The 16,267-nt window shown below is 55.1% G+C and carries 15 protein-coding genes; 2 read left to right on the forward strand and 13 right to left on the reverse strand.

Annotated elements, in window-relative coordinates; translation table 11 throughout:
- Positions 1-31 precede the first annotated feature (31 nt).
- The 11 genes from ACA027_RS19685 to yiaA form a co-directional block, all read right to left on the reverse strand.
- Positions 32-988: a methicillin resistance protein gene (locus tag ACA027_RS19685; protein ID WP_370679876.1), complete on the reverse strand. Its 957-nt coding sequence runs from the start codon at positions 986-988 to the stop codon at positions 32-34.
- An 8-nt stretch (positions 989-996) separates the two neighbouring features.
- Complete coding sequence (locus tag ACA027_RS19690) at positions 997-1,962, reverse strand: methionyl-tRNA formyltransferase (RefSeq protein WP_370679877.1); 966 nt, start codon at positions 1,960-1,962, stop codon at positions 997-999.
- Between the two features lie 4 nt (positions 1,963-1,966).
- Complete coding sequence (locus tag ACA027_RS19695; protein ID WP_370679878.1) at positions 1,967-3,220, reverse strand: lipopolysaccharide biosynthesis protein; 1,254 nt, start codon at positions 3,218-3,220, stop codon at positions 1,967-1,969.
- A 249-nt stretch (positions 3,221-3,469) separates the two neighbouring features.
- The gene (locus ACA027_RS19700) at positions 3,470-4,579 is read right to left on the reverse strand and encodes a DegT/DnrJ/EryC1/StrS family aminotransferase (protein WP_370682638.1); all 1,110 of its coding nucleotides are present in this window, start codon (positions 4,577-4,579) and stop codon (positions 3,470-3,472) included.
- 60 nt (positions 4,580-4,639) lie between these two features.
- Positions 4,640-5,218 carry an acyltransferase gene (locus ACA027_RS19705; protein ID WP_370679879.1) on the reverse strand — a complete coding sequence of 193 codons (579 nt, stop codon included), beginning with the start codon at positions 5,216-5,218 and terminating at the stop codon, positions 4,640-4,642.
- Positions 5,218-6,171 carry a Gfo/Idh/MocA family oxidoreductase gene (locus ACA027_RS19710; RefSeq protein ID WP_370679880.1) on the reverse strand — a complete coding sequence of 318 codons (954 nt, stop codon included), beginning with the start codon at positions 6,169-6,171 and terminating at the stop codon, positions 5,218-5,220. The genes ACA027_RS19705 and ACA027_RS19710 overlap by 1 nt, the downstream gene beginning before the upstream one ends.
- An 88-nt stretch (positions 6,172-6,259) precedes the next feature.
- Positions 6,260-7,564 (reverse strand): nucleotide sugar dehydrogenase, encoded by a 1,305-nt coding sequence (locus ACA027_RS19715; RefSeq protein WP_370679881.1) that lies wholly within the window; start codon positions 7,562-7,564, stop codon positions 6,260-6,262.
- 189 nt (positions 7,565-7,753) lie between these two features.
- On the reverse strand, positions 7,754-9,871 hold the full coding sequence (gene glyS, locus ACA027_RS19720) for a glycine--tRNA ligase subunit beta (RefSeq protein WP_370679882.1): 2,118 nt from the start codon (positions 9,869-9,871) through the stop codon (positions 7,754-7,756).
- Entirely contained in the window at positions 9,868-10,401 is a 534-nt protein-coding gene (locus tag ACA027_RS19725; RefSeq protein WP_370679883.1) for a metal-dependent hydrolase, read from the reverse strand. Before ACA027_RS19725 ends, glyS begins: the two co-directional genes overlap by 4 nt.
- 44 nt (positions 10,402-10,445) lie before the next feature.
- Positions 10,446-11,387, reverse strand: a complete 942-nt coding sequence (gene glyQ / locus ACA027_RS19730) for a glycine--tRNA ligase subunit alpha (protein WP_370679884.1) — start codon at positions 11,385-11,387, stop codon at positions 10,446-10,448.
- A gap of 221 nt (positions 11,388-11,608) precedes the next feature.
- Entirely contained in the window at positions 11,609-12,142 is a 534-nt protein-coding gene (gene yiaA, locus ACA027_RS19735) for an inner membrane protein YiaA (protein WP_370679885.1), read from the reverse strand.
- 216 nt (positions 12,143-12,358) lie between these two features.
- On the opposite strand from yiaA, the gene ACA027_RS19740 reads away from it, so the two are divergent.
- Together ACA027_RS19740 and ACA027_RS19745 are read left to right on the forward strand one after the other, a co-directional pair.
- Positions 12,359-13,483 (forward strand): SPFH domain-containing protein, encoded by a 1,125-nt coding sequence (locus ACA027_RS19740; protein ID WP_370679886.1) that lies wholly within the window; start codon positions 12,359-12,361, stop codon positions 13,481-13,483.
- Between the two features lie 232 nt (positions 13,484-13,715).
- The gene (locus tag ACA027_RS19745) at positions 13,716-14,807 is read left to right on the forward strand and encodes a zinc ribbon domain-containing protein (protein WP_370682639.1); all 1,092 of its coding nucleotides are present in this window, start codon (positions 13,716-13,718) and stop codon (positions 14,805-14,807) included.
- Positions 14,808-14,822: 15 nt separating this feature from the next.
- Here the strand turns inward: ACA027_RS19745 and rfbC are convergent, their stop codons facing one another.
- Together rfbC and rfbA are read right to left on the reverse strand one after the other, a co-directional pair.
- The gene (gene rfbC, locus ACA027_RS19750) at positions 14,823-15,377 is read right to left on the reverse strand and encodes a dTDP-4-dehydrorhamnose 3,5-epimerase (RefSeq protein ID WP_370679887.1); all 555 of its coding nucleotides are present in this window, start codon (positions 15,375-15,377) and stop codon (positions 14,823-14,825) included.
- Positions 15,374-16,258: a glucose-1-phosphate thymidylyltransferase RfbA gene (rfbA, locus tag ACA027_RS19755; protein ID WP_370679888.1), complete on the reverse strand. Its 885-nt coding sequence runs from the start codon at positions 16,256-16,258 to the stop codon at positions 15,374-15,376. The genes rfbC and rfbA overlap by 4 nt, the downstream gene beginning before the upstream one ends.
- Between the last annotated feature and the right edge of the window lie 9 nt (positions 16,259-16,267).

The raw sequence follows: 16,267 nt of genomic DNA on the forward strand, positions 1-16,267 counted from the left end.
GCCCTTTTATTTCTCATGGAGCCTAAAAGCTCTACCAGCCAACCTTCAATTCATGCACCCCCTGTAATACCCTTAACATCCGCGAAGGAGTTTTTTTAATCGAGAAATATGGAATTTGCACAGCACCAAATTGACGAAAAGAGCGCTCAACAGGCTCTATCATTGAGCCTTCAAAGTCAAACTTATTAACAAATCTTGAAACATAGATAATAACATCTCTTATCAATAAAGATGCAGCGCCATAAACTCTAAAATCAGGATCGATTGTACTAATCAAATTATACGCACTATTTTTATCCCAAACCACAAAGAGCGCCGCATGTAAATTACCAAGTTCATCATATGCTGCAATAGTTTTTGCAGAATTATTCGCATAACCATTTTTATATAATTTATAAAAAACTTCAAAAGAATACGAAATAGTTTGCCCTTGTTTTTTCAATGTCATTTTATGATTCTCATAAAACTCCTCAGGACTGATATCAAAAACAATTTTTACGATTTTTTCACTCTTTTTTATATTTTTTCTTTTTGAATGTTCAAAATCACTCACCACTTTATCAATATTTGATATATCTGGTATTATGTATGTATATTTTGTCGTCTGCTGATAATCAAGCCAATAGAGAGGCAACCAATTCGTACGATCATAATGCCAGTTTTGATTGTAAAAATCATGTTTTGGCAGTTTAGCGTATAACTCTTGTATTAAATCCTTCTCCAGAGCTAGCTTTTTGGAGTTCTTCACAGCATTTGGCCTCAACCATGGCCCAAGATTTTGAGTTAATACTGGTTGAGTTAACAATTTAAAACCGTAACGCTTCTTAGTGACATAAGGTAGAGAAGCCAGTATCTCCCCCCCCTTCTCCAACAAGACCACATCCCAGCAATCCCCTGCCGTAGAGTCTAGCCACCAAGCTTGACTAAAAATAGGGATAGACAATTCTTGAGAACAGAGATCGCGATATTTTTCTTTATTAGTAATCATATATACATTCATTTATTGAGAAATTTCAAAACAACCCTTTTCGGATCAAATTTGACACTCAAAAAAATCACCCCCCCTCGTACAAACAAGCAACGCCGACCTTTGTAACGCCCAATATCCCCAGGTCTTCCAATACCATCTTGAATCTTTTCATATGCATCTATCGACCAACGTTGTCCGGCCATAAATCCGACTGGCTGTGCAATAGCATTTAGCCACGACTCCGTTCCACGCAATATATGCCATATTTTCTCTATATCCCAGTGCTCCCAGTCAATAATATTTGCATGCTCTTCAGGTATCAAGTTACGTGCACGAGGCGTTGGACTTATTTCCGACTGCTTCAACCTTGACACCTTACCTTCAGCAATCGCATCTATAGATTTCAGAAGCAATGAGACCCCTAAACCGCCCACCAGTTTATCTAGGCGCTCAGGCGATTTAGTTCCCAAAGGAATAGGCAAACGATCTTGAAAAAGGATATCACCAGTATCCTCCCCAAGATCAATATAATGCACCGTCGCTCCGGGATTAAGCTCCATACTACAATACTGCCAAAAGTCAGGATTTGGCCCTCTGTAACTAGGCAAGTATGAAGGATGCAGATTAATCGCCCCCATAGGAGGAATACTTAAAATATCCCTCCTCAACAATTGCGACATACTAAAAACCACAATTAAATCTGGTGCTATTTCTCGAATCCATTGAGCTGCATCACTTGAATTTTTTTTCCAAATAAAATAATAAGGAATATTTTTTTTCGCACAAAATCTCCTTAACGATATTTCACGCCTGGAGAGTATAGAATATGTTTTTTTAATAAATTCAAAAACAATCCCTTTACTATTAATTCCAGAAAAATTTCTAGGCATCGACTCCAAAACACCAACCACTTCATGCTTAGATGTAATTATTGGATCTACGATGCGAGAAATACCTTGCGTGATCAATAGAATTTTCAACTCATTCCCCATATAGTTATTTGTTTTTAGAAAATCCGTAACTCATCCACAAATTTATCGATTGCATAAAACAATGTCCTATCGAATAAAATATCAAAGAAATTTTAACGTCAGACATAATATATCCGAGAACAATAGAAATAACTGCTATTGAAATCAAGGATATCTGCCATACCAAATCAAGCCTTTGCTTCTCTGCAATCATAAACATAGCACTTAGCGGCCCAGCAAAGAAATCGAAAAGAAATTTAGGCGTCAAAATTTGAGCATACTCACCAGCTATACGCCACTGCTCACCAAAAACCCATGCAAAAAATCCAGGAGCAATGAAGAAAAAAATACAAAACGGCAATAATGAAATAAAAACCAGGCGCTTTAATGTTTTTTTATAGATATTTTCACAATTACCTTGATGAATATAGGCTTTGCTTGCTTCTTGCCGAAAAACGTCGCCCAACGCGGAAGCAATCAAAGACATTGGAGCCCCTAGTACGCGCTGAGTCAGGGTAAATAATCCAGCCGTAGCAGTACCAAATAAAGTACTTAACAACAACACAGGCATCTGGCCCGAGGCTGTATTAAAGCCATGAGCGACAACTAGATATTTGGGGAAATTAATATATTTTCCAGCCAGTACTACAACGCGTCGGATATTTAAGGAGCGGATCACGGCTTGGTCTTCTCGCCAAATCATCCGCGCCAGTATGCTAGTCGCCAAGACTTGCCCCGTGACCTGTCCCATCACCAGCCCCGAGGCCCCAAAGCGAGCGTAAGCCAGCTGCGCCAATGCACCACTGCCGCTTTGCACCGTACGACTGATTGCCAAGCGTTTGTATTGAGCTTTACGATTGCTCCAATAATTCAGCCCTTGGTACATACCCATGAGCCAAGTCGATAGCGGCACCCAATACAGCCAAGGTGCCAGGTCTGGGTTCCCCAGAAAAATCGCAATATGCTGATTGAACAGAGCGATCAGCAGTGCCAGAGTAGCACTGATTACACTGCTGAGCAGCAGAACCAGCATCGTGATGTGAAGTGCATCTCTATCCCTCCTCGGCAACAGAATAGCTTGCTCATAGCGCCCCGTTACCAGCACAACAGCGATTGATACCACTGCCATATAAAATGCAAATAGACCAAATTCCCCAGGACTGTACATTCTTGTCAGAATGGGGCTGATGGCAATTGGTATGGCCTGTGCTAGACCAGTGCCAGTCATCAGCGTAAGCACGTTACGTGCATAAGTGCTTCGAGGAATTAATTTTCGCATCCGTTCAATCAATTATTTTGTGTACTATTTCCAAATAACACTTAGCTCCACCTAACTAATTGAGGTTAATTCAGATAAATACGATTATTTTTCAAGATGGAAAATTTTTCAAAAACTATCCTCTACCGCTTCAATCAGGTTTTCGCAATATAATATTAAGAAACTGATGCCAAGATCCACAGTCAAAATATATTATTGCACATGAAATAATATATTTATATATAACCCCTTCATAAAGTATTCTAAATATCAAACAGAATGATGTGCTAATTGCTCACAGGCATTAGAAACGGCCTGAACCACACGTTGGACAGACTTTTCATCCAAATACGGATGCATAGGCAGACTCATCACTCTTTGCGCCACGGCATCTCCCACAGACAGCTGCACGTTGAAATCGGCCACGGCTGGCTGCTTGTTGATGGGAATGGGGTAGTGCACGGCCGTGGGTATGCCTGCCGCCTTGAGCTGCTCTTGCACCTGCTCCCGACGGTCCACCTGGATGGTGTATTGCGCCCAGGCACTGGTGTTATGAGCTTCCACATAGGGGGGGGTGCTGATGCCTTTCTGCCCCAGCAATTGGGTGTACTGCAGAGCAACTTGCTGACGCAGCGCTATTTCCTCATCCAACACCGCTAACTTGGGCAACAGAATGGCGGCTTGTAAGGTATCCAGGCGGCTGTTCACGCCCACACGCACATGGTGATAGCGGCGATCCTGCCCATGGCGTGCAATCTGGCGCATGACTTTGGCCAGCTCATCGTCATTGGTGAAGATGGCGCCGCCATCGCCATAACAGCCCAAAGGCTTGCTCGGGAAAAAACTGGTGCATGCAATGGTTGTCAGATTGCAGCTTTTGCGCCCTTTGTAGGTGGCACCAAAGCTTTGCGCAGAGTCCTCAATCACAGGGATACCGTGCTTTCGTGCAATGGCGTCGATGGCGTCATAGTCAGCGCACTGGCCATACAAGCTGACCGGGATGATGGCCTTGGTTCTAGAAGTGATGGCGGCCTCAAGCTTTGCCGGGTCCAGGTTATAGGTGCGAGGGTCCACATCCACATAAACCGGCTTGGCTCCTAACAGCGCCACTGTTTCAGCGGTGGCAATGTAGGTGAACCCCGGCGTGATGACTTCATCACCAGGCCCAATGCCCAGGGCCATCTGTGCAATCTGCAGCGCATCGGTCCCATTGGCCACGCTGATGCAATATTTGGCGCCGGTGTAGGCAACCAGTTTTTCCTCCAGTTCCGCCACTTCAGGGCCCAGGATGTATTGACCATGCTCCAGCACACGCTGGATGCCAGCATCAATATCGGATTTCAGACGTTGGTATTGGTTTTTGAGATCGATGAAGTCCATGGGTCGAAGTGTTGTACTGCTTTCAATATCACCCAAGCGGGCGATGCGGAGAGCGAAAGATCAAGGGAGTTGAGTCACCGTCTTATCGTGGAGCACATAGCGCCTGCCGCTGTGCATACAGGTTGTTTCAGCCCTGCCTTCCTGAGGGAGATCCAGCTGTTCGCCGTACTCGCTCATCCAGCCAATTTGCCGCGCAGGGACACCAACCATCAGGGCATAGGCAGGAACGTCCTTGTTGACCACAGCTCCCGCGCCAATAAAAGCGTATTCGCCTATGGTTGTGCCGCAGACGATGGTGCAGTTGGCCCCTAGCGTTGCCCCTTTTTTCACCAAGGTGTTGCGGTATTCGCTTTTACGCTCAATGAGTGACCTGGGGTTGTACACATTGGTAAATACCATACTGGGGCCGCAGAACACACCGTCTTCCAGCGTGACGTTGTCATACACGCTGACGTTGTTCTGCACCTTGCAGTGGTTGCCAATCTGTACCTTGTTGCCCACGAAGACGTTTTGCCCCAGCGAGACGCCCTTGCCAATACGGGCACCACCGCATACGTGCACAAAGTGCCAGATACGGCTGCCCTCACCAATTTGCGCCCCTTCATCCACGATAGCGCTGGGGTGGACGGTGTATTCCATCACTTCACCAACTTGGCTACGTAGGGGTGCACTTCTCCGGCCTCTCCGCGCACAGTGTTGGCAGTGCGGATGACATTCACCGTTTCGATGCAATGTCGCGCATCAGCCAGGCCGTAACCGCGCCCAGCCAAAATCTCGCGGTAGCTGGTGGTGTGCAAATCTGTGAAGCCTTCCGAGAACTCCAGTTGCTCACCGCTGATGTCGATATTGCGATAGGTAGGCTTCTTATCCTTAACCTCTTCAGGGAGGTCATTCGCATCAATCGACAAGAACCAGCGAACACGGGCACGCTCGTACTCCAGATAGCCCGCCGCCTTGGCTACGCCGCTGTAATGCACCACGTTGCGCTGCAGCTTGCCGAAAATGAAGTGCAGCATGTCATAGAAGTGCACGCCAATATTGGTGGCGACACCAAACGACTTGCGGTTGTCGCCCTTCCAGCTCTCCATGTACCACTTGCCGCGCGAAGTGATGTAGGTCAGCTCCACATCGAACTTGGTATCCGCCGGTGCAGCGGCCACTTTTTCGCGCAGCTTAAGAATGGCTTCGTGGTGGCGCAGCTGCAAAATGTTGTAGACACGCTTGCCCGTTTCGCGCTCGATCAGCGCCAGCTCATCCATCAACTCCGGTGTGGGAACCAGAGGCTTCTCACAAATTACATCAGCGCCCAAACGCAGCCCTGCCGCAATATGGGGGTGATGCAGATAGTTGGGGGAGCAGATGGCCACATAGTCCAAAGCTGTTGCCGCACTGCGCTGGAGCTGATGGGCATGCTCGTAGAAACGCTCAAACTCGGTGAAGAACTCGCTTTGCGGCGAAATGCTGTCGATGATGCCTACCGAATCGTTGATGTCATAAGCCACCGCCAAGTGATGGCCAGTGTCCTTGATCGCACGCATATGGCGCGGTGCGATATAGCCTGCGGCACCGATCAGGGCAAAGTTTTTGGACATGGGTAAGAAAACTCCTGCTATCTTTTTTAGCTTCAAGGCCGCCCTGACCTGAGACATGGGCGACTGTTTTATTTCGCTTGCGGCTGCATCAGAGGCGGAACACCGTGAAGCCGGCCTTGGCCGCTGCGTCACGATCAAAAAGGCTTTTTACATCGGCTAGTACCGGAGCATCACCACGCGTCCAGCCGCGCAGCTCCTGCAGCTGTGCTTGGCGAAACTCCTGGTGTCCGACAGCCACGACCAAAGCATCAACTTGGTGATTGCCATCAATTTTTCCGAGCTGAATGCCATATTCGTGGGCCACTTCCGCAGAATCTGCCCATGGATCGGCCACGACCACCTCCGCGCCCCATGCCTGCAGTTCACGCACCAAATCGGCAACCTTGCTATTGCGAATGTCAGGGCAGTTTTCCTTGAAGGTCACCCCCAACACGCCCACACGGGAGCGCGGTACATCAACACCGTTTTGCAACATACGCTTGATGGTGTTGCGCGCCACATAACGCGCCATGTTGTCGTTGATACGACGACCCGCTAGGATGACCTGGGGGTGGTAACCCACCTGCTCGGCCTTGTGCGTCAGGTAGTAGGGATCCACACCGATGCAATGTCCCCCTACCAGACCAGGACGGAAGGGCAGGAAATTCCATTTGGTTCCCGCCGCCTCCAGCACGTCCAGAGTGTCGATTCCCAAGCGATCAAAGATTACCGACAGCTCATTCACCAAGGCGATATTCAGATCGCGCTGCGTATTCTCAATCACCTTGGCAGCTTCCGCCACCTTAATGCTCGTCGCCATATGGGTTCCGGCCGTGATGATGCTGGAATACAGCTCACTCACTACCGTAGCAATCTCCGGGGTGCTGCCACTGATGATCTTCTTAATCTTGGTCAGCGTGTTGACCTTGTCACCTGGATTGATACGCTCAGGGCTATAGCCGGCAAAAAAGTCCTTGTTAAACTTCAGACCCGACACCCGCTCCAGCACAGGGACACACGCCTCTTCCGTGGCTCCTGGATAGACCGTGGACTCATAGATGACAATGGATCCCGGAGTCATGACCCGGCCCACCGTTTCGCTGGCCTTGATCAGGGGCGTCAGATCCGGTCGATTGACCTCATCAACTGGCGTGGGCACTGTGACGATAAAAATCTTCGCTTGACGCAAGTCGTCCAGCGTGTAGCTATAACGCAGCAAGCTCGCGGACTTGAGTTGCTCTGGCTCAACTTCCAGCGTGCTGTCCTTACCAGCCTTCAGCTCCGCAATACGCGGCTGGCTGATGTCGAAACCAATCACATTTCTTTTTTTACCAAACTCGACCGCCAGCGGCAGGCCTACGTAGCCCAGCCCAATTACGGCGATGTCTTGTTCTTTGTAATTCACCACCATCATCTCTCTTTCCGATAAATATGCAGTACCGATTGGAACACCGATGCAGACCTAGAAATGTGCTTTATGCGTCTGGGCGCCAATAAAGTATTCATTCACAGTTGCATCGAATAGCTCTTGCACCACAACGCCGAAAAAATCTTCAGCTCACTACCTGACCTGAGGATTTATGTGTTTGCCCACTGTTGGCTTTTAAGCGGCCAATCGTGACAAATCCGCCACCCGATTCATGGCCTGATGCAGCGTAGCCAACAGCCCCAAGCGATTCGCCTTGAGTGCAGCGTCTTCCGCATTCACCATCACGTGCTCGAAGAAGGCGTCGACGGGTACACGCAAGGCTGCCAGGGTTTGCAAGCTGGCAGTGTAATCACCTGCTGCAAATTGCTGCTCAGCCTTGGGCGCCACTTGCTGCAAGGCTGCGTACAGGTCTTTCTCAGCCTGCTCTGCCAACAGCGCAGCGTTGACCTGGGGCTGCACGGCCGTCTCGGCCTTCTTCAGGATATTGCCCACGCGCTTGTTGGCGGCGGCAAGGGCCGGGGCCTCGGGCAACGCGGCAAAGGCGCGCACGGCCTCCAGGCGTTTTTGCACGTCGGACAGGCGCTGGGGTTGCAGGGCCAGCACGGCTTCGACTTCCTGGGCGCTAAAGCCTTGCTCGCGCAGCAGATTGGCCAGGCGGTCGTAGATGAATTCGACCAGCTGAGGCGTGGCATCCTGAATCTTGTCGCCAAAGGCAGGCAAGGTGCTGACCAGCAGCGTTTCCAGATCCAGCTCCAGGTCTTTTTCCACCAGCATGCGGATCACGCCAAGGGCGTGGCGGCGCAGGGCGAAGGGGTCGCGGTCACCGGTGGGCAGATTGCCGATGCCGAACATGCCGACCAGGGTTTCCAGCTTGTCGGCCAGGGCCACGACCACGCCCACATCACCACGGGGCAGTTCGTCGCCGGCAAAGCGGGGCTTGTAGTGGTCTTCAATGGCGTCGGCCACGGCCACATCCAGCTGATCGTTCAGGGCGTAGTAGCGGCCCATGGTGCCTTGCAGCTCGGGGAACTCGCCCACCATGTCGGTAACCAGATCGGTCTTGGCCAGCATGGCAGCCTGGTCGGCCTGGCGGCCGAGTTCGGGCTTGCCCAGTTGCTGGGCAATGGCCTTGGCAATGGCGCGCACGCGGGCAATGCGCTCGCCCTGGGTGCCCAGCTTGTTGTGGTAGACCACCTTGTCCAGCAGCTCCACGCGGCTGGAGAGGGTCTTTTTGCGGTCCTGGTCAAAGAAGAACTTGGCGTCGGCCAGGCGGGGGCGCACCACGCGCTCGTTGCCGCCAGTGACGGCCGATGCGTCTTGCGGGCTGATGTTGCTGACCACCAGGAACTGGTGGGTCAACCGGCCTGCAGCATCCAGCAGCGGGAAGTACTTCTGGTTGGCCTTCATGGTCAGAATCAGGCATTCCTGGGGCACGTCCAGGAATTCCTTCTCGAACTCGCAAACCAGCACATGGGGGCGCTCGACCAGGGCCGTCACCTCATCCAGCAGCGCTTCGTCTTCGATAGCACGCACACCGCTACCCACACGCTCTGCAGCCGCTTTCAGCTGGCGGGCGATCTCAGCACGGCGCTCGGTGAAGCTGGCGATCACAGCGCCCTCTTCGCGCAGTTGTTCGGCATAGCTGTCGGCGCTCTGGAGCACCACTGGGTCCACAGCCGCTTCAAAGCGGTGGCCATGGGTGGCCACACCTGCGGTCAGGCCCAGGGCCTTCACGCCGATCAGCACTTCCGTGCCATGCATCACCACCAAGCCATGGGCCGGGCGCACAAAGTGCACGCTGGTCCAGCCATCCTGCAGCTGGTAGCGCATCACCTTGGGGATGGGCAGTTTGGCCAGGCTTTCATCCAGCGCTTTTTGCACGCCATCCGTGAGCATCACGCCCTTGGCCGTGGATGCATAGAACAAGGCTTCCGCCTTGCCTTCGCCCTGGCGCTGCAGGCTGTCCGCAGCGGATGCGTCAGCACCCAGCGCAGCCAGCTTCTTGAGCAGGGCGGGCGTGGGCTTGCCTTCGGCATCCAGCCCCACGGAGACGGGCATCAGCTTTTGCGAGACGGCCTTGTCGTCGGCCTGGGGCAGCACTTCGGTGATGTGCACGGCCAGGCGGCGAGGCGAGGCATAGGCCGTCAGGCGCGATTCAGTCGAGGCCAGCAGGCCCTGGGCCTTGAGTTGCTCAAACAGCACGGCGGCGAAAGCATCACCCAGCTTTTGCAGCGCCTTGGGAGGCAGCTCTTCGACAAACAGTTCAACGAGTAGATTCTGGGAGGAACTCATGGGGATTTCCGGATATGGCGCAGCGCAAAACACGACAGGCCCAGGGCCATCAAGGGCAGCCATATGGTGAGCAGTTCATTGCTCACCACCTGCCAGCCGCGCTGCGAGAAAAACTGGCTTGCAACAATGGGCGACACCTTGATGGGTCGCCAGGGACTGAAAAACCGCTGTTCACTCAAGGGCCACAGCGCCGCGATCCCGCTGCCGCCACTGGTCAACATGTCCAGCAGCGGATGGGAAAAGCAGCACAGCGCCATCCAGGCAAAGCCCGCCAGGCGCGATACCGTCCAGTGCTTTGCCAATCCCAGGCCGATCAGGCCCATGAGTAGCGCAAAACCCAGGGTATGGGTATAGCCCCGGTGGTCCCACATGCCGTGCAGGTGGGTGCCGAACTGGCGCGTGATGCCATCAAAGTCCGGCGCAATGCTGGCCAGCATGCCCGCCAGCAGCATGCTGGGCGGCACGCGGCGTGTGCCCAGGGCCAGCGTGGCGGCTATGGGCACGGCAATGTGCGAGAAGATGGTGGGCATGGAGGGCGTTGAAGGCTTGGGAGTGAAAGCGGCGACCGCAGAACTCAGGCCGCGGCCTTCTTGGGAGCCTGCTCTGCGGCCTTGGCCAACTCGGCCAGTACCTCGTCGGCATGGGCCTTGGGCGCCATGGGAAAGCCCAGACGCGCACGGCTTTCGTAGTAGCTCTTACCCACGGCCCGGGCCAGGTTACGGATGCGGCCAATATAGGCTGCGCGCTCGGTCACGCTGATGGCGCCACGGGCATCCAGCAGGTTGAAGGTGTGGGCCGCTTTGAGCACCTGCTCGTAGGCGGGCAGCGCCAGCTGGGCGTCGATCAGCTTGACCGCCGTTTCTTCATGGGCCGTGAAGGCCGTGAACAAAAAGTCCGCGTTTGAATGCTCGAAGTTGTAGGTGGACTGCTCCACCTCGTTCTGGTGGAACACATCACCATAGCTCAGGCCGTCGGTATAGACCAGGTCATACACCGACTCCTTGCCTTGCAGATACATAGCCAGACGCTCCAGGCCATAGGTGATCTCGCCAGTGGCGGGCTTGCAGTCAATGCCGGCCACTTGCTGGAAATAGGTGAACTGCGTCACCTCCATGCCATTGAGCCAGACTTCCCAGCCCAGGCCCCAGGCGCCCAGCGTGGGGTTCTCCCAGTCGTCTTCGACAAAGCGGATGTCGTTCTTCTTCAGATCAAAGCCCAGGGCCTCGAGCGAGCCCAGGTACAGCTCCAGGATGTTGTCCGGCGCGGGCTTGAGCACCACCTGGAACTGGTAGTAATGCTGCAGGCGGTTGGGGTTCTCGCCATAGCGGCCATCCTTGGGACGGCGGCTGGGCTGCACGTAGGCGGCCTTCCAGGGCTCGGGCCCAATGGCGCGCAAAAAGGTGGCGGTGTGCGAGGTACCGGCGCCGACTTCCATGTCGTAGGGCTGGAGCAAGGCACAGCCATGGTCGGCCCAGTAGGACTGCAGTTTCAGAATGATTTGTTGGAAGGTCAGCATGGATGGTCGTTCAGTCGGTGCGGCAATGGGGCATGCCCGTTGGATAAAGGCAGTCTTTCGCTGCACAAGATTGTGATTTTACGACCCTGGCTGAAGGGCCTGGCTTTGCGATAAAACGCGTTCGCCTCCCGGTCAGGTTATTTCATAGCACCTCGAACCTGATCTGCCGTGTTTTCAAGCACGCGCACTCTTGGCAACTTGGCAGATCAGGCTCAGAGAACTTAGTTTTGGCTGTCTCTTACGGGCTTGCTGCCCGCCCCATCGACGGATGCAAGCACACGCTGACCCTGCGTCACACCGGCATCCCCCTCGGTGCTTCGCTCCGTCTTGCTCTGCGCAGATTTCGGCTTTTCTCCGTGGTGCGCCTGAATGTCACGGGTATTTTTCTGCACCGCTATGGCGCCAAAAAGGGCAAGCAAAAAGGCCATCGCATAAAAGCCTTTTTCGCTCAACGCCAACGTGGCATTGAACAGGCCCACCGCCAACAACCCCACACCGATGAGCAAAGCCACCCAGCTGATGCCGTAGTAGATGCCTGTAACGGGAATGTCTTCGATACGGTCACGCACCACTTTTTGCAGCGAAATCGCCGCATACAGGCCAAGCACCAGCACGGCGAAGTAGTAGCCCTTTTCGTTGAGCGCCATGCCCGCATTCCACAACCCCACCATATAGGCAGCGCCCCCCAGTAAAAGAGCGGCCCAAGATGCCCCCACAAACGCTGCTGACGGCTGCTGAACCTGCGGTTTCTCCATATATATCTCCTGTGATAGTGATTGAAAGCGCCAGATGTTAGCTGGTGCTCGCTCCGAACTCCAGCTCTGGAGCGCAGTCAAAGCCACATCCGACGAAACTGCTTGATATACAAGCAACTACAGCTACGTTTTTTGATAATTTGGCAACCACCCCGCTTCTGGCAGGGCCCTACAATGGATTGCCCATTTTTCCGCCCCCGGACCAAGAGGTTGTGCATGGACTTTCTGAAAATCATCAAAAACCAGCTGATCGAAGTCATCGAATGGACCGATGACTCACGCGACACCCTGTCCTACCGCTGGCCGGACGAGGACAAGGAAATCAAGAACGGCGCACAGCTGATCGTGCGCGAATCGCAGCAGGTGCAATTTGTCTCGGCCGGCGAATATGCCGACCTGTTCGGCCCCGGCAAGCACACCCTGTCGACCGAGAACATCCCCGTGCTGTCCACCATCCGGGGCTGGAAATACGGCTTTCAGTCGCCGTTCAAGTGCGATGTCTACTACATCAACACGCGCTTGTTCACCGGCAACAAATGGGGGACTTCCAACCCCGTGATGGTGCGCGACAAGGACTTTGGCGTGGTGCGCCTGCGTGCCTTCGGCACCTACGACTTTCGCATCGTGGAGCCGGCCAAGTTCCTCAAGGAAGTGGCGGGCACGGACCAGAACTTCCGCCTGGATGAGTTTGCCGACACCATGCGCTCGCGCATCGTCAGCATCTTCACCGAAGCCCTGGCCAAGGCCCAGGTGCCGGTGTTGGATGTAGCCACCCGCTACAGCGACCTGGGCGAGGCGCTGCTGCAGCTCATCAACCCCGCCGTCACAGACAAGTACGGCCTGGAGATCACCAGCTTCATTCTGGAAAACGTCTCCGTGCCACCCGAGGTGGAGCAGGCCATCGACAAGCGCTCCAGCATGACGGCCATTGGCAACCTCAACGACTATGTGAAGTACCAAATGGGCCAGGCCATGGCCAACGGCGGTGAAGGCGCGGCTGCGGCCACCATGCCCGCCACCATGGCCATGGGCTTTGGCATGGCCCAGGAGATGATGAAGAGCATGCAAGGTGGTGGCGCAGGTGGTGCGGCCGGTGCTCCTGCAACAGGAGCTGCCGCTGCAGACCCCTTCTCGCCTGCAGCAGCCCAGGCCGCACAAACCCAGGCAGCGCCTGCACAAGCTGCTATGCAAGTTTTGACTCCGGCCCAGGCCGCCCAGGTGCTGGGCGTGGCCGAAGCCGATGTGCTGGCCGAGATCCAGGCCGGCAATCTCAAAGCCCGCCAAATCGGCAGCCAGTGGCGCATCGCGCAGTCGGCGCTGGATGAGTTTTTAAAGGGCTAGTCACCCCCTGAGTCGCTGCGCGCCTTCCCCCTCTCTGGCTTCGCCGGAGGGGGACGACACCAGCGCCTACCCGGGATACAAGGCGGCCCTTGCGCGGTGTCCTGACCTTGGGCCGCGCCGGTTTTAAGCGCCGCGCCCTGCCGCTTGATACGAGTTTCTGTCCTTTTCCATCGTGTCTGATAACGCTTCCTCCTCGCCCTATTCCGCAGCACCTAACGCGGCGCCGCCTTCCATGGTGGGCAAGCATGCCTGCCCGGAGTGCGGCGCCAATCTGGAGTGGAATGCCAAGGCCCAGTCGCTCAAATGCCCGTACTGCGGCACCGAGATGGCGTGGAGCGAGGAAACACGTGAACAGCTGGGCCAACAGGTGGCCGAGCAGGATCTGGAAGCCGCGCTGCGCAACCCGGCTGCGGCCCGGGGCTGGGGTGATGGGCGCTACGAGGTGCAATGCCAGAACTGCCGGGCCATCTCGGTGCTGACCAGCAAGACCGCGGCCCAGCGCTGTGATTTTTGTGGCTCCCCCGCCATCGTCGCGCATGAAGCGGCGCAAGACGCCATCACCCCGCAAAGCATTCTGCCTTTCAAGATCAGTGACGGACAAATACGTGACCGCATCCGCCAGTGGTATGGCAGCCGCTGGTTTGCCCCCAACAAGCTCAAAACGGCCGCGCTGACCGACACCTTGCACGGCGTCTACCTGCCCTATTGGACGTTTGACGCCCACGCCGATGCCCAGTGGCGGGCAGAGGCTGGCTTTTACTACTACACCACCGAAACCTACCGCGACAGCAACGGCAACACCCAGACCCGCGAGGTGCGCCATGTGCGCTGGGAGCCCGCCGCCGGCCGCTTGCAGCATTTTTTTGACGACGAACTGGTGCCCGGCACTGTGGGCGTGCAACCCCAGTTGCTGCGCCAGGTGGAGCCCTTCCCCACCACCACCGACCTGCAGCCCTATACACCCGAGTTTGTGCGCGGCTGGACCGTGGAGCGCTACCAGGTGGACCTGGCTAAAGCCGCCCAGATCAACGAGGGCGATATGGACGATCAGCTGCGCAGCTTGTGTGCAAGCCAGGTGCCCGGCGACACGCAGCGCAATCTGCAGGTGCGGTGTGACTACAGCGGCCGCAGCTTCAAACACATACTGGTGCCGGTCTGGCTGGTGGGCTATACCTATGGCCGCACCACCTACCAGATCGTGGCCAATGGCTACACCGGCCAGATTGCAGGTGAACGCCCCTATAGCTGGGTGAAGATCACGTTGGCCGTGCTGTGCGGCTTGCTGCTGCTGGCCCTGGTCTTGGGCCTGCTGCAGGGCAGCTAAACCGCACGCCCCAGGCTATACGGAAAAAACTTCCGCATCCTGTAGCAAGGGCTGTTGGCAGTCCTTATCCGACAGCAGCCACTCCATGCCCAGATCCGGCCAAGGAATGGCGATCTGCGGATCATTCCAACGCAGCCCGCGATCGGATTGCGGCGCGTAGTAGTCCGTGGTTTTGTACAGGAAGTCGGCCGACTCGCTCAGCACCACAAATCCATGGGCAAAGCCTGGCGGAATCCAGAACTGCTTGTGGCTGTACTCCGTCAACTCCTCAGCCACCCAGCGGCCAAAGGTGGAAGAGCCCTGGCGAATATCCACAGCCACATCCCACACCGCGCCGCGCACCACACGCACCAGCTTGCCCTGGGCATGAGGCGGCAGCTGGTAGTGCAGTCCGCGCAGCACACCTTTGCTGCTGCGGCTGTGGTTGTCTTGAACAAACTGGTAGTCCGTTCCCGTGGCCGTATTGAAAGCCTGCTGGTTGAAGCTTTCATAGAAGAAGCCGCGGGCGTCGCCAAACACCTTGGGCTCCACCACCATGACATCGGGAATGGCTGTGGGCGTGGCTTTCATCGCACACCACCTTTGAGGCATTGCATCAAATATTTGCCATAGCCGTTTTTCAGCAGGGGCTGGGCCAGCTTTTCCACCTGTGCCGCGTCAATCCAGCCGCTGCGAAACGCGATTTCTTCCGGACAGGCTACTTTCAGGCCCTGGCGCTGCTCCAGCGTGGCGATGAACTGCCCTGCTTCCAGCAGGCTGTCATGGGTTCCGGTGTCCAGCCAGGCATAGCCACGCCCCATCAGCTGCACATTGAGCTGGCCTTGCTCCAGGTACAGGCGATTGAGGTCGGTGATTTCCAACTCGCCACGCGGCGAAGGCTTGAGCGACTTGGCCATATCCACCACCTGGCTGTCGTAGAAGTACAAACCCGTCACCGCATAGTTGGACTTGGGCTGGGCGGGCTTTTCTTCCAGCGACAGCACCTGGCCTGTGGCGTCAAACTCCGCCACGCCATAGCGCTCGGGATCCTGCACATGGTAGGCAAACACGGTAGCGCCCTGCTGGGAATCGGCCTTTTTCAGCAGGCCCTGGAAGTCATGCCCATAGAAAATATTGTCGCCCAGCACCAGGGCGCTGGGCGCCCCATCCAAAAAGGTTTCGCCAATCAAAAACGCCTGCGCCAGCCCATCGGGCGATGGCTGCACCGCATATTGCAATCGCAAACCCCATTGGCTGCCATCCCCCAGCAGCTGCTCAAAACGCGGCGTGTCCTGCGGTGTGCTGATGATGAGGATGTCGCGTATGCCCGCCAGCATCAGCGTGCTGAGCGGGTAGTAAATCATGGGCTTGTCGTAGACCGGTAGCAGCTGCTTGCTGATGGCCAGCGTGGCCGGGTGCAACCGGGTGCCGGAGCCGCCGGCCAAGATGATGCCTTTGCGTGCTTGCGTCATGGTGTGGGG

Source organism: Comamonas sp. GB3 AK4-5, from assembly GCF_041320665.1.
Taxonomy (GTDB): domain Bacteria; phylum Pseudomonadota; class Gammaproteobacteria; order Burkholderiales; family Burkholderiaceae_C; genus Comamonas.

Excerpts from the sequence above, each read along its gene's own strand:
- ACA027_RS19725 (WP_370679883.1), bottom strand. The coding sequence starts at position 10,401 with ATGCCCACCATCTTCTCGCACATTGCCGTGCCCATAGCCGCCACGCTG.
- ACA027_RS19690 (WP_370679877.1), bottom strand. The coding sequence starts at position 1,962 with ATGGGGAATGAGTTGAAAATTCTATTGATCACGCAAGGTATTTCTCGC.
- ACA027_RS19740 (WP_370679886.1), top strand. The coding sequence starts at position 12,359 with ATGGACTTTCTGAAAATCATCAAAAACCAGCTGATCGAAGTCATCGAA.
- ACA027_RS19705 (WP_370679879.1), bottom strand. The coding sequence starts at position 5,218 with ATGGAATACACCGTCCACCCCAGCGCTATCGTGGATGAAGGGGCGCAA.
- yiaA (WP_370679885.1), bottom strand. The coding sequence starts at position 12,142 with ATGGAGAAACCGCAGGTTCAGCAGCCGTCAGCAGCGTTTGTGGGGGCA.
- ACA027_RS19700 (WP_370682638.1), bottom strand. The coding sequence starts at position 4,579 with ATGGACTTCATCGATCTCAAAAACCAATACCAACGTCTGAAATCCGAT.
- ACA027_RS19685 (WP_370679876.1), bottom strand. The coding sequence starts at position 988 with ATGATTACTAATAAAGAAAAATATCGCGATCTCTGTTCTCAAGAATTG.
- ACA027_RS19695 (WP_370679878.1), bottom strand. The coding sequence starts at position 3,220 with ATGCGAAAATTAATTCCTCGAAGCACTTATGCACGTAACGTGCTTACG.
- rfbA (WP_370679888.1), bottom strand. The coding sequence starts at position 16,258 with ATGACGCAAGCACGCAAAGGCATCATCTTGGCCGGCGGCTCCGGCACC.
- ACA027_RS19715 (WP_370679881.1), bottom strand. The coding sequence starts at position 7,564 with ATGATGGTGGTGAATTACAAAGAACAAGACATCGCCGTAATTGGGCTG.
- rfbC (WP_370679887.1), bottom strand. The coding sequence starts at position 15,377 with ATGAAAGCCACGCCCACAGCCATTCCCGATGTCATGGTGGTGGAGCCC.
- ACA027_RS19745 (WP_370682639.1), top strand. The coding sequence starts at position 13,716 with ATGGTGGGCAAGCATGCCTGCCCGGAGTGCGGCGCCAATCTGGAGTGG.
- glyS (WP_370679882.1), bottom strand. The coding sequence starts at position 9,871 with ATGAGTTCCTCCCAGAATCTACTCGTTGAACTGTTTGTCGAAGAGCTG.
- ACA027_RS19710 (WP_370679880.1), bottom strand. The coding sequence starts at position 6,171 with ATGTCCAAAAACTTTGCCCTGATCGGTGCCGCAGGCTATATCGCACCG.
- glyQ (WP_370679884.1), bottom strand. The coding sequence starts at position 11,387 with ATGCTGACCTTCCAACAAATCATTCTGAAACTGCAGTCCTACTGGGCC.